The following is a 12447-nucleotide window of genomic DNA, read 5'->3' on the forward strand; positions in this document are numbered from 1 at the left end:
CCAAAGCTTTCAAAGCCTCCGTAATTCCAAGCAAAAAACTCAAGGAACTACCGCCCATGTCGAACTTCAGTAAAGCGGCCGTTGGCCTCATTGCAGCGCTTTTGTCTTCTGCTGTCCTAACTGCCCCAGCCTTAGCGGATGCGCGCAACATCGTGCTTGTCCATGGCGCGCTCGTGGATGGTTCGGGCTGGCGCGACGTTTATGACATCCTCACCCGCGACGGCTATCATGTCAGCATCGTCCAGCAGCCACTAACAAGCCTGGATCAGGACGTTGCAGCTACGAAGAGCGTGCTTCATCAGCAGGACGGGGACGTCGTTCTCGTCGGCCACAGCTATGGGGGGACGATCATCACGGCAGCAGGTGATGATCCTAAGGTCAAGGCACTTGTCTATGTTGCGGCACTGCAGCCTGAGAAGGGCGAAAGCACCGCACAACTGCTCCAGTCGATGCCGTCACCCACCAATGATATCAAGCCGACAAAGGATGGCTTCCTGCTTATCGACCCGGCACGGTTCGCGGCTGATTTCGGGGCGGATCTATCCAAAGAGCAGGGCGAGTTTATGGCCCGGTCTCAGATGCCTGTCGCCGTCGCGGCCACCAGTGCGCCGGTGTCTATTGCCGCTTGGCACGACAAGCCAAGCTACGGGATTGTTGCGAAGAATGACATGACGATCAATCCGGACCTTGAGCGCTGGATGTACAAGCGCGCTGGCTCGACTGTCACGGAGATCGATGGTAGTCACGCTATTTATATCTCGCAGGCAGCTGCAGTTGCGAAGATGATCGAGGAGGCCGCGCAAGCCGTCGACTGACAGAAAAGGACCGCGGTAACTCCGCAAAGTCACTAGCTGCAGCGCTTTGGGAGTTTGGACTCGTGCCTTGGCAGTGACGTGATCGCTGCGCCAAGGATAAACGTTGACATCAGAGGGGCCCCGCGATCCAACATCGCGCTTTAAAGCCAAGTGTCGTCGCGGGCCTTCAATGCAGATCGCCGCGGAAGGTACAGCAGGAGCGCACTCCGGTGCTTGTAGAATGTCTGAACTTTTCAGCCTCGTCGAAACGGGGCCGTGCACATCTGTTGCCCGGGAAAACTGTGCCCGATAACTTTGTCTCGACTCGAACTCCTTCGTATGATCCGGGCCGGAAACGGCCGGATGCAATACGCTCTAATTGTGCCTAAACCGCGAGGTCGTTGCCATGTTTATCCCTCTTCATCAGTACTTCGTATTTATCTCTATCGTTACCATGATCGTGGTGACACCGGGACCGAACCTTGCTTTGCTCCTGGCCAATTCGCCAAGCAACACGAAGCTGACCGGCTTCGGGATGGTATTCGGGTTCGCCGCAGCCATCGTTTCTCATGCCGCGTTGGCACTTGTTGGAGTGGGGGCGGTGATCGCAGCGTCGGCAATCTTGTTCACAGTGATGAAGCTGTTTGGTGCAGCCTATCTCATCTGGCTGGGTACTAAATCTCTCTTGTCGCTGCGACGTCTGAACGCACCTGTCATAAATCCGAGCCGGGTGTCAGTGAACCTCACAGCTAAGAGGGCCTTCGTTCGCGGATATCTCAGCAACTTCCTCAACCCAAAACCGGCGATCTTTTACGTTGCAGTCTTTCCCCAATTCTTGGAGGGGCGCCAACAGGACGTGCTTGCAAATGGCGCCGCGCTCGCACTCACACATGCTCTGATCGCTGTAGCTTTTTACGGCTTAGTTGTCCTCCTGGTCGGCAGCGTGACTGGTTTTCTCAATCGCCCGCACATCGCCAGAAGGATAAAAACGATCTCCGGGGCGGCCTTGATCTTGTTAGGCGGTCGCTTGTTATTGGCAAAGAGCCCTGCCTGATCGTCTCAACCTGATCCGGGGCTAACGCGCCTTCAACACAACGACCGCCTCGCGTCAATTCATTCACTTAGCTAATTTGGCTCGGCCTGTGCGGACGAAGAAAGGATTATCTGTGAATCGCAAAATTATCGTGCCGTCGGCAATGAAGCCGATTGTGGAGCGGGCAGGCTATGCCCCTGCAGTACGCGTTGAAAACCTGGTTTTCTGCGCGGGGCAGGTTGGACGGGATGCCAACATGAATGTCATCAACGACACAGAGAAGCAATTCGAGGCGTGTTGGGACAACTTAGCTACAGTTTTGTCAGCGGCAGGTTGCAGCTTCGAAGATGTTGTCGAAATGACTACGTACCATGTCGGATTGCAGCAGCACATGCATACCTTTCGCGAGGTAAAGGACCGGGTTTTCCCCCGCGGAACATGCGCGTGGACTTGCATTGGCGTTTCCGAACTTGCCCATCCCGGCCTTCTTGTGGAAATCAAAGTTGTGGCAGCTATACCTTCGCACCCGTTACAATTGAGCGGTTGATGCCCGCCGAAGTCCTAGAGTCTCAAATCGGACCGGACAAATAGTGTAGAAGACATAACAAGACGACGCAGCTGGTGGACAACCAGCCAAGGTTTGTATCGCTAAAGCCGCGGCTGCCATAATTCAATCTTACGACGCTCCACGACTGCAAATATTTAAGTTCCAGCTATTTAGGGGGGTAGACAAGCAGGCTGCAGGTTCTCATCTGTTCAGGAGCGAAGGACTAACAAACGATCGCCGAATTGAACTGCCCCCCATTTCGACCGGACAGTCGGCATAAGCAGAAAGGCTCAAGCACAGGCTTGGGTATAGGCTTATGTCTAACGAGTATCGACACGTTGAATTGCTGACGGGTGATGTTCGCCGCAGGCGGTGGACAACCGAGCAAAAGCTGACGATCATTGAGCAGAGTTTCGAACCAGGCGAGACGGTATCGTCCACCGCTCGCCGTCATGGCGTCGCGCCCAATCTGCTTTATCGGTGGCGCAGGCTCTTGAGCGAGGGAGGTGCTGCAGCTGTGGATTCTGACGAGCCGGTGGTCGGCAATTCGGAAGTGAAGAAGCTGGAAGATCGCGTCCGCGAGCTGGAGCGCATGCTCGGCCGCAAGACGATGGAGGTCGAAATCCTTCGGGAAGCCTTGTCCAAAGCAGACTCAAAAAAACGGATATCGCGGCCGATCTTGTTGCCGAAGGACGGTTCGCGATGAAGGCCGTCGCAGACACGCTGGGCGTATCCCGTTCCAACCTCATCGAGCGGCTGAAAGGCAGATCGAAGCCGCGCGGCTCCTATCACAAGGCCGAGGATGCAGAGCTTTTGCCCATCATTCGCAGGCTGGTAGATCAAAGGCCAACCTATGGCTATCGGCGGATCGCCGCGCTCCTCAATCGCGAAAGGCGAGCCGCCGATAAGCCTGTCGTCAACGCAAAACGGGTTCACCGCATCATGGGCAACCACGCCATGTTGCTGGAGAAGCATACGGCCGTTCGCAAGGGCCGCATCCATGACGGCAAGGTCATGGTCATGCGCTCGAACTTGCGCTGGTGCTCGGATGGGCTGGAGTTCACTTGCTGGAACGGCGAGGTCATCCGTCTCGCCTTCATCATCGACGCTTTCGACCGGGAGATCATCGCCTGGACGGCGGTCGCCAACGCGGGCATCTCCGGCTCTGACGTGCGCGACATGATGCTGGAGGCGGTCGAGAAACGCTTCGCAGCAACCCGAGCCCCGCACGCAATCGAGCATCTCTCGGACAACGGCTCTGCTTACACCGCGAGGGACACGAGGCTGTTTGCGCAAGCACTCAATCTGACACCCTGCTTCACGCCGGTAGCCAGCCCGCAGTCGAACGGCATGTCGGAAGCCTTCGTCAAAACGTTGAAGCGGGACTATATTCGGATATCAGCTCTACCGGACGCCCAAACAGCGCTCCGGCTCATCGACGGATGGATCGAGGACTACAACGAAATCCATCCCCATTCCGCGCTCAAGATGGCTTCCCCTCGGCAGTTCATCAGGGCTAAATCAATCTAGCCGACTTGCCCGGTGAAATGGGGTGCACTCCACGAATAGCCCCGAGGTGCTCTGATCAGCCGAATATCGAGAGTTTTACGGCTATAATGATCAAGCGGACCTATGAGAACCGCCATATCCTTTACTGCGTGTGCTTCTCGCCGAATGCGATACTAGGAGCCGCTAAGCACCCGCTGGCGCAACAACCTCATCCCGTTTCTTCCGAACGGTCGTAGACCGAACTCCCATGAGTTTTTCATCATTATCCCGTTACAATGCTGAAGCGCCATGCAATCGGTACGACCTCGAGCACTGTTGAGGTCAAGCGGCATTTCGCATGTTTATCGCAGATGCCGGGGGGCCATATGTCGTCGAGCGGACCTTCGAGAGCGGTTCGCGGCGAAATGAGCGTCGGTTCGATCATGGTGACTTCGGGCTCGGTCCGGTTCTCTGCCAGAAGGCCGAACCCCTTTTTGAGCATTTGCGCTATATCGGGCTTGATCATGTAGACCGGGAAAGGAAGGAACGATGCGAAGGGGTCGTAGTCAAAACAGCCGACAACGATATCGCCAAACGCCTCGCCGTCATGGCGCCCCATGAAACGCAGCAGTCCTTCGAGATTGATCGATGAATTGACGAAGAAGCAGCGGGGCAGGCGGCCTTTGCGTTCAAAGAAACGTTCGAATGCGAGTTCCGTCATGCGTGGTGAATAGCCAGTGATTTCGATATCGTCCCCGTTATCGACCCCGAAAAAGGCGGCCTTGGTGGCGTGGAACCCATCTATACGGGCGCGGCTGGCGTGGTCGTCATGACCGCCGAACAGGATGACGTCGTCAGGACCGAGAGGCCCGTCTTTTTCCGCATGGGCAAGGATTGCCGATGTCAATATTTCCGCACCATGTCTGTTGTCGGAAATAACGGAGGGTACAAATTTGCCGGGAAGGTCAATATTGACATGCGGCAGTGCTGCGCGGGCGCAGACCTGGTGCACGCCGTCGGGATCGGTCGCGCCCGCAATGAAGAGTGCATCGATCGAATAGGCGATCAGTGTCTCCACTGTACGGCGTTCTTCCTTGGGATCGCGCCGCCCGGATACAACCATCGGCGAAAGGCCGCGCTTGCGTGCCTGTCCCTCGACGTCTGGGCAGTCACCACCGGGGCACGCGACGTTCGTAATCTGGTTGAAAGAGCTTCATGTAGGCCGTGTCGTCTCGCTCTTTCATGGCCGTCTGTTCGTACAAACCAGCAAATATTGACAGTTTGTGTCGATCTAACGAGATCCCCAGTCCTGGATCCTTTGGCACCTCCAGGCTGCCGCCTTCGAAGACAAAAGGGGCTCCTTCAGTCACATCAACACCAGTCCAAGGAAAATGTGTATCGCAGTCATAGCTTAGATTGGGTGTCGCCGCAGCGACATGGGTCATAGCAGCGAGCGTGATCCCGAGATGCGAGTTGGAGTGCATCGACACTCCGAGCCCCAATGTTTCGCAGATTTTGCCGAGATGCGTTGAAGCACGAAGACCGCCCCAATAGTGATGATCGGACAAGACGATTTGAACGGCGTTCTTTCGGAAGGCTCGAGCAATCTGATCAAACTCAAGGACGATCATGTTGGTGGCGAGCGGAACTGACGTCGCCGCTGCGACCTGTGCCATCTGGTCCATACCGATGACAGGATCTTCGAGATACTCCAGAACGCCTTCCAATTTGCGCGCTATGTAGATAGCGGTGTCGATGGTCCACCCCCCATTGGGGTCGATCCGCAAAGGGTGGTTCGGAAAGGCTTCGCGCAGCTTCAGCATCGTCTCGATTTCGAGATCGGGATGCAAAACACCCCCTTTGAGCTTCAGTGACTGGAAACCGTATTTATCCACCATCCGGCGGGCTTCCCCGACCATCTGGTCTGGCGTCAGCACTTCCCCCCATTCGTCCGGTTCTTCTCCAATATGAGCGGCGAATTTGAAAAACAGATAAGCGCTGAAGGGAACCCTGTCGCGAACCGCACCACCAAGCAGGTCACACACCGGTCGCCCGAGCAGCTTGCCCTGAATATCAAGGCATGGAACTTCAAACGCCGAGGAGACAACGTCCGTCAGTTTGTGGTCGGCAACGGCGCTTTTTGCATTGATGCCACCACCACCTGGCAAAGCGGCAAGGACCCGTGCCTTCAATTCGTGAAGGTGAAACGGATCGAGACCAATCAATGATGGAGCCGCACGTCTTAGACCGTCCAGTGCTTTGATACTCCCGTAACTCTCTCCCAAACCAACGGTGCCGTCATCACAGGTGACTTCAATGATGGTTCTCAGGGCGTGAGGCTGGTGAACACCCTTGCAGTTCAGCAATGGTTTGTCGGGAACGGCAACCGGCGTTAGTTGAATGTCTGCAATACGCATAAGTACTCCTATCGCCACCAGGCGCGCGCTGCGATCAACGCGTCATCCAGACGTGGCAGTTCGGGATGCCAGTGGCGCTCCCATTCGAGACTAAGAGGGAGGTGTCGGTCATTCGATCCGACAAGCGACAAAAGATCCGCAATCGGGAAGTCACCCTGGCCTGGAAGCACGTAAAGGCGTCGGCCGTCGTCTCCCATCTTGCTGTCCTTGACATGCAAATGAACAACATTGTCGACGATATCAGGCCAAAGGCGCTTGATATCGGAACCCTTGGCCCAGGTGTGATGGGTGTCCCATAATATCAGGGCATGTGGCACAACCCTGATGAAGGTAGAGAGTTGCGTTGCATCGGCTAGAGCATCATGGGTTTCGATCATCAGATCGACATTCAGCCCACGTGATTGCCGGTCGGCTTGCCACTGATCGAGCGCTACACCTGCGCGTGTCATCTCGCAGGTCGTTAACCGATTTCCGCCGTCAAATATCCTGAGATGTGCAATGTCCGCCGCTTCCGCCCACGCAATGAAGGGCTCAACGGCAGACATATCGCCGCTATCAAACAACCGGATCGATGTATTGAGGGCGGTGACCTTGAGGTCACGTTGCGCCAGAAACGCAGCAAAGATTGAAGGGCTGCCAAACTCACCCTCCAGTGCCGAAATCAGGTCGACGGAACCGGAAAGCGTGCGCAATTCCACGCACGAAATACCGTGCCGTTTCGCCAGGTCGGCGGTTTCATGCAGGTCAAGTTCAGAGCAGCCAAGCGTGGAAAAACAATAGTTGAAAGCCCTCATGCCATGCGCTCCATGTCATGTTTGCGAACGGGGTAGAGCGGTGGAAGACCCGCGACAAAGCGCTCGATTTCAGTGATTGCGACATCAGAAAGCGCGCGCAATTCATTGCCCAGCGCACCGGCGATGTGTGGGGTCAGCACGACATTCGGCAAGTCGTAAAACGGGCTGTCGACCGGTAGCGGTTCGGGTTCCGGCGTATCGATCAGGATCCGCAGGCGACCGGATTGCGCCTCTGATAACAGTGCTTCGTGATCGACCAGCCAGCCACGCGCCGTATTGATGAACACCGTGTGGTCGGCCATCAACGCAAGCTCTTGCGCACCAATCATGTGACGGGTTTGCGGCAGGACCGGTGCGTGCAGCGAGACGATGTCGGCCCATGCGAGAAGCGTATGCAGTTCCATTTTTGTTGTGCCAAGTTCCGTTGCCTCAACCGCGGACAGGAATGGATCATAAACGCCGATTTCGAAACGGCCCCGTGTCAGCATATCGATAACCAGTCGCCCAATGCGCGAGGCGCCGACAATGCCGACCTTGCGGGAATAGCTTCCAAGCCAGGGCAGGTTCATGCCACGGCGGCTGCCAAACCCACCGGTGCCGCGCTCAGCCCGGTGTTCATCTCGCAGGCGAAACACGTCCTTGCTGCACATGATGATGGCCGCATAGGTAAATTCCGCCACCGGCGCGGCCATGGCAGGCGCTGCGGTTGTCACCAGAATATTGGAGTTGTCCCAGAATTCAGCAGGCGCGACGACGCGAACGGATGATGCCGCATAGGCCAACATCTTGAGGTTAGGTGCTCGGGCAAGGCGTTCTTTTGTCAGCGAAGGTGTCCCCCAGGCCGCCAGCAGAATGTCGGCCTCGGCCAAAGCCCGGCGACCTTTCTCCGTGTCGAAGTCTGTATAGGGAAATCCGTCAACGATATCGGTCACAGCGTTCAGTCGCGCCCATTCGCGCGCGCCGAAAAACCCTTGCGGAAGCTCGCTGCGCATGGCGATCAGCAGCTTCGGCTTTCCACCACCCTTGCTCATGCACACACCGGATTTGAAACGGGCCGCACATCAATGCGCGTAATATCGATGCTGATCGGCTTTGAACCTGCCTGCAGCAGGACATCAAGATATAGCTCCGGGGGTGCAGCACCCGGCCGGAGTTTTAACGGCGGCGTCCGCAAAGCACCTTTCCAATGTGTATCAGGGAAGGGGAATACTGAGCCGTCTTCGGCACGAAAGGGACTTAGCGCACATGCCTGTTGCCCTTCCTCGGCAATATCTTTCAAACGTAGTGTTACGCCGAGAATGCCTGAATGCGCTGGCACGTCGATATCGCAGATTGCCTCAACCCAGTTACCGGTTCCAGGATGCACAATCTCCCCACCAAGACGGTGGCTTTGCTCCAAGCTCTCTGTCAGAGTTTTCGCGGACAGTTCGGTTGCCAGATTTCCGGTCGGGTTGTTGACGGGGTCGAAACGATCATCTCTTGGCAAAACGCGGTCTGCCGCACGCGGCACAATGTTTGCGAAATAGGCTGCCAGCAGCTTGCCGACGGCAAAGGCACCGCGCACCGAAAAATGCGTTCCATCGTCGGAGTAACCTGGATAGGGCTCTCCAAACTCGCTGTTCGGATCGACCCATGCTGCGTTCCAGTCGAATACATGACAATTGGCGTGACTGGCGGCAAATTCAGCACTCTGGCGATTGATCCAGTGCGCCTTTGCCCGTTCGGAGCCATGCGCCGGCCATTTACCCACGCCACGCGCCAGAATGGGCAGAAGAATGACCGTCTTTCCAGCGGCCAGTAAAGCGGACGCAATCCGTGCTCTGGTATCTGCAATTGTCTGGCGGGTTTCCACCATCATATCGTTGGTGCCGGCATCCAGCAGGATCAGATCGAAATCTGATTGCAGCAATCGCGGCAGTCGTCGTTCGATTTCGATCGCCTTCTGGCCGGAGACGCCGAAGTTGAGGCCGGCAAAAAACCGGCTGACGCCCGGCCGATTGCTCGGTTCCCAGCCCGGTGGCACCGATGGATCGTGATGGACCGGGCAATGCAGCCTGCCGTAAGACAGAACCTCGGCCCAGCTCATCCAGCCGCGTGCCGATGTTGCAAGCATCCGGGCATCGCCAATGTGGTTTTGCTGGACGAGCGACGTGCCAAGAATGGCAACGCGGCTCGCTCTCGGTAACGATACGGACATGGTTTTACCAGGATATCAGGAGAACAGGACGCCGCCATTGATGTCGTAGCAGGCACCAGTGATGTAAGCGGCATCATCAGATGCAAGGAAGGCCACCAGACCGGCAACGTCCTCACTCGATCCTTCGCGCTTCAACGAAGTCGCACCGGCCACTTTTTCACGTACTTCGGGTTTGGTGAAGGTGTCGTGGAACGTCGTTGAGATCATGCCCGGGCAAACTGCGTTGACGCGAATATTGGGACCAACTTCCTTGGCGAGACCACGTGTGAAGGTCATTACCGCACCCTTGGATGTCGCGTAAGCCAGGGCGCCAGGACCGCCGCCATCACGACCGGCTTGCGACGAGAAGGTCACGATGGAGCCGCCTTTTGCCATCTTCGGCACGGCTGCCTTGGCGATGAGGAAAAGCGACGTTAGATTGACATCAAGAACCTGATGCCAGAAAGCTTCGTTCATATCGGACAGAGATTTCCGGGCAATCAGACCGCCTGCCACATGCACCAGACCGTGAATGTTTCCGAACTTGTCGGTCGCACCGGAAATCGCAACCTCTACATCGGCAGCCTTGGTGAGATCGGCCTTGATGGCCAGTGCCTCGCCCCCGAGCTTCTTGATCTCGGAAACGGCCGATAATGCACCTTCCGCCGCGCCGTTATAGGTCAGCACAACATTGGCGCCTTCCCGAGCAAACCGGATAGCGCATGCGCGACCAATATCACGACCTGCGCCCGCGACGACGACCGTTTTGTTTTTGAAACGTAGCATTTGGAAACCTCGTAATGATTAGAATTGCTTGGCAAGAGAGAGTTTGAAGCGCTCGTCATCGACATCGCTGAAGTAGATGTCCGTCGAGAAACCCTGATCATCGATGAAACTGAAAATACGCTTCGGTTCACTCAGGATGTAGGGCACCAGAAGAGTGACCAGACGGTGCCGTGTTGCTGCCGGCACGGTCGCGCAAACGTGGTGATGAATTTCGAGCCCTTCAAATTCCTTCGGGTCGATACCCTGGAAACCTTCAACGGCGGAAATCTGCGGTGCGCCAGAGGATGAATAGACAAACTGGCCGTAAAAGCCGGCTTTGCTGCCGGTGTAACGAAAACTGGAACGGCCGGTCTGGGGGGCGCCGATCGTGTGACAAAGCCATTGCAGTTCCTGTGGCTCACTGCACTCAACCTCATCGACGAACACAAAATAGCTGTCGTTGACGAAATGGACTTCTCGCTCTGCCTTGCGCACCAACGGGTTTGCAACCTGATAGGCCGCCGTTGCATCTCCGACGATTTTGACATGGCCGGCTTGCTCGTCTACCGAAACGATACGCCCGGCCGCACGTCGCGCCAGCGCCTTGTCCTTTTCGGCATATTGGCCTTTGCCACCGATCAGCACCGCATTTTTTGACCGGGTCTGACGGCGCCAGTTCACATGCATCTGTGAATTGAAGGCAACGTAATGACCGGATTGGATCGCGAGGTCTTCGCCGTAGGCGTAAAGCACAAAGGCGTTCTGATCGCCGTGGCTGTGGCTCAGCGAACCGTAGGGACTGGACTTGAATACGAATTGCAGATGCCGGTCCGGATCTTCCATGTGTTTCTGGATTGTCACCCAGCCAATATCGTTGAACACGGAAAGGGCTGGAAGATCGGTCGGCGCAACGGCCGCCACCTGCTGGTAATCGTGACGATAAACGAGATCGTCGAAATTCAGGTCCCACCAGCCGTAATTGTAGAAGGCCATTTCTGTGCCGGTGGCATCTTGCTTAATGCGATCGAAATACCATTGGTAATGGCCATTGCCGGTCACACCAGCAAACTGGCGCACATTGTAACCAACCTTCAGACCGGGCAGATCGCCCATGGTGGAATCGTCACCAAAATTGGCGCGACGTGTTCCGGGCGCCTTGGTGTAGAGAGGGAACCGGCCGGTGTTCTGGAAGAAGGGGCGCTGATAGAGATCGTAACCGATATAGGACCGGATCAGGTTGGCCGCTTCAATCAGATAGGCCATGCCAGTCATCCAGTAGTGCGGACCTTCGGCCCAACCACCATCGGTGCCAGCCCATGGAGAATAAAGTGTCGACAGGAACTCAACCGTATAGTCGAGCCATTCGCCGCCTTCGTCACTTTCACCCAGCAATGAAATGCATGCAGGTGTCAGCACGGCAGACAGGGAGCGTACGGCGTGGCTGTCATAGGGGAAGACGTGGATACGCGCATGCGAGATCACATGGTCAGCGACCTCACGCGTACGGCGCAGCAGAACGGCTTTGACCGTTTCGCGCTCTTTCGCACTCAGATGGTCGTAAAGCCAGTCATATCCCCAGGCGAGTGCAACAACGACACGAAAGGCGGCTTCATCATTATAGGCGCGGGAGGTCGGGCCAGTCGGATTCCAGCCCGCCACGGCCAGGAGCCAGTCACGCGACCTGTCGAGCAGGTCTTCCCGCCCCAGAACACGTCCCGCAATCGCCAGATGGCGAATGGCATAAATCACTTCCTGGCAATCAATATACATTTGCCGCCACAAGGTCGCGACGCGGACATTGTTGGGGTAGGGTTTCGGTTCCAGCATGATCGGCCGGTCTAGCCAGGGCTGGACAGATTTTTCGAAAAAGTTAGACCACCCGCAATGATCGGCATCCTTAGCCACAGCAGCCGAGAAAGCTTTCAACTGGTCGCCATTCAGCCAGAGCCTTGGACGGCTCGTATGGGCGGCGGCATGTCGCGCCGCCCGGCCGGGTAACGGGGTTTTCGGCAATGCGGCAGTGATTTCGAAGCCCCGCGCCGTGCTCCAGTCGGAAAGAGGTTGCCGTGCATTCTGGTCCCAGAGCGCGTAGCTCCAGTGATAGTGGCCATCCTCCAACACCACGTCTGGGGTGAAGAAATTCCAAGCCAGATCTTCAAACACAGTTGTCTGTGCGTCAGGGAAATTGGGGTCAGTCGAGATGCGCAGCACATAGCGCGCACCATCATCAATATCGGGAAGCCAGGAAAAACGCGGGGGATTTTCGGTTGGCGGTAATTGCTCACTCGGCATGTAGCCAATGGTCAGGGAACCTGGACGCGGTTCATCGAGATGAGCTTGTCTGGCAATCGCCGAGGCAGAGGGACGCATTGCGCTCTAACTCCTATAAGAACAAAGAGAGGAGATGGCGGCGACAGGGCCGCCATCACAAGC

The 12447-nt window shown here is 56.5% G+C and carries 10 protein-coding genes and 1 pseudogene; 4 read left to right on the forward strand and 7 right to left on the reverse strand.

Annotated elements, in window-relative coordinates:
* Window positions 1-56 precede the first annotated feature (56 nt).
* From HQN82_RS24120 to HQN82_RS24135, 4 genes are all read left to right on the forward strand, one after another.
* The gene (locus HQN82_RS24120) at window positions 57-815 is read left to right on the forward strand and encodes an alpha/beta fold hydrolase (protein ID WP_173616399.1); all 759 of its coding nucleotides are present in this window, start codon (window positions 57-59) and stop codon (window positions 813-815) included.
* 385 nt (window positions 816-1200) lie between these two features.
* Window positions 1201-1848 (forward strand): LysE family translocator, encoded by a 648-nt coding sequence (locus HQN82_RS24125; protein WP_173616177.1) that lies wholly within the window; start codon window positions 1201-1203, stop codon window positions 1846-1848.
* A gap of 142 nt (window positions 1849-1990) precedes the next feature.
* Window positions 1991-2374: a RidA family protein gene (locus HQN82_RS24130; protein ID WP_173616400.1), complete on the forward strand. Its 384-nt coding sequence runs from the start codon at window positions 1991-1993 to the stop codon at window positions 2372-2374.
* A 316-nt stretch (window positions 2375-2690) separates the two neighbouring features.
* Window positions 2691-3904, forward strand: a protein-coding gene (locus HQN82_RS24135; protein WP_113344534.1) for an IS3 family transposase whose coding sequence is annotated in 2 segments (ribosomal slippage) — window positions 2691-3027 and window positions 3027-3904 — 1215 coding nt in all. Because the reading frame shifts where the segments join, the coding sequence is not laid out codon by codon here.
* A 241-nt stretch (window positions 3905-4145) separates the two neighbouring features.
* Here HQN82_RS24135 and HQN82_RS24140 read toward each other — a convergent pair.
* From HQN82_RS24140 to HQN82_RS24170, 7 genes and pseudogenes are all read right to left on the reverse strand, one after another.
* Window positions 4146-5018, reverse strand: a pseudogene (locus HQN82_RS24140) (type 1 periplasmic-binding domain-containing protein); the annotation flags it as partial.
* A 13-nt stretch (window positions 5019-5031) separates the two neighbouring features.
* The gene (locus tag HQN82_RS24145) at window positions 5032-6279 is read right to left on the reverse strand and encodes a glucarate dehydratase family protein (protein ID WP_173616178.1); all 1248 of its coding nucleotides are present in this window, start codon (window positions 6277-6279) and stop codon (window positions 5032-5034) included.
* Between the two features lie 8 nt (window positions 6280-6287).
* A complete protein-coding gene (locus HQN82_RS24150) occupies window positions 6288-7073 on the reverse strand; it encodes a sugar phosphate isomerase/epimerase family protein (RefSeq protein WP_173616179.1) in 786 nt (261 codons plus the stop codon).
* On the reverse strand, window positions 7070-8104 hold the full coding sequence (locus tag HQN82_RS24155) for a hydroxyacid dehydrogenase (RefSeq protein ID WP_173616180.1): 1035 nt from the start codon (window positions 8102-8104) through the stop codon (window positions 7070-7072). Before HQN82_RS24155 ends, HQN82_RS24150 begins: the two co-directional genes overlap by 4 nt.
* Window positions 8101-9270 (reverse strand): SGNH/GDSL hydrolase family protein, encoded by a 1170-nt coding sequence (locus HQN82_RS24160; protein WP_173616181.1) that lies wholly within the window; start codon window positions 9268-9270, stop codon window positions 8101-8103. Before HQN82_RS24160 ends, HQN82_RS24155 begins: the two co-directional genes overlap by 4 nt.
* A gap of 15 nt (window positions 9271-9285) precedes the next feature.
* Window positions 9286-10035, reverse strand: coding sequence for an SDR family NAD(P)-dependent oxidoreductase (locus HQN82_RS24165; protein ID WP_173616182.1), 750 nt, complete (start codon window positions 10033-10035; stop codon window positions 9286-9288).
* An 18-nt stretch (window positions 10036-10053) separates the two neighbouring features.
* Window positions 10054-12384: an alginate lyase gene (locus HQN82_RS24170; protein ID WP_173616183.1), complete on the reverse strand. Its 2331-nt coding sequence runs from the start codon at window positions 12382-12384 to the stop codon at window positions 10054-10056.
* Between the last annotated feature and the right edge of the window lie 63 nt (window positions 12385-12447).

Origin of the sequence: Agrobacterium pusense (assembly GCF_013285525.1) — a bacterium.
GTDB classification, from domain to species: domain Bacteria; phylum Pseudomonadota; class Alphaproteobacteria; order Rhizobiales; family Rhizobiaceae; genus Agrobacterium; species Agrobacterium pusense.

Coding starts and splice junctions, on each gene's coding strand:
- HQN82_RS24160 (WP_173616181.1), bottom strand. CDS start 9,270: ATGTCCGTATCGTTACCGAGAGCGAGCCGCGTTGCCATTCTTGGCACG.
- HQN82_RS24130 (WP_173616400.1), top strand. CDS start 1,991: ATGAAGCCGATTGTGGAGCGGGCAGGCTATGCCCCTGCAGTACGCGTT.
- HQN82_RS24120 (WP_173616399.1), top strand. CDS start 57: ATGTCGAACTTCAGTAAAGCGGCCGTTGGCCTCATTGCAGCGCTTTTG.
- HQN82_RS24155 (WP_173616180.1), bottom strand. CDS start 8,104: ATGAGCAAGGGTGGTGGAAAGCCGAAGCTGCTGATCGCCATGCGCAGC.
- HQN82_RS24125 (WP_173616177.1), top strand. CDS start 1,201: ATGTTTATCCCTCTTCATCAGTACTTCGTATTTATCTCTATCGTTACC.
- HQN82_RS24150 (WP_173616179.1), bottom strand. CDS start 7,073: ATGAGGGCTTTCAACTATTGTTTTTCCACGCTTGGCTGCTCTGAACTT.
- HQN82_RS24170 (WP_173616183.1), bottom strand. CDS start 12,384: ATGCGTCCCTCTGCCTCGGCGATTGCCAGACAAGCTCATCTCGATGAA.
- HQN82_RS24145 (WP_173616178.1), bottom strand. CDS start 6,279: ATGCGTATTGCAGACATTCAACTAACGCCGGTTGCCGTTCCCGACAAA.
- HQN82_RS24165 (WP_173616182.1), bottom strand. CDS start 10,035: ATGCTACGTTTCAAAAACAAAACGGTCGTCGTCGCGGGCGCAGGTCGT.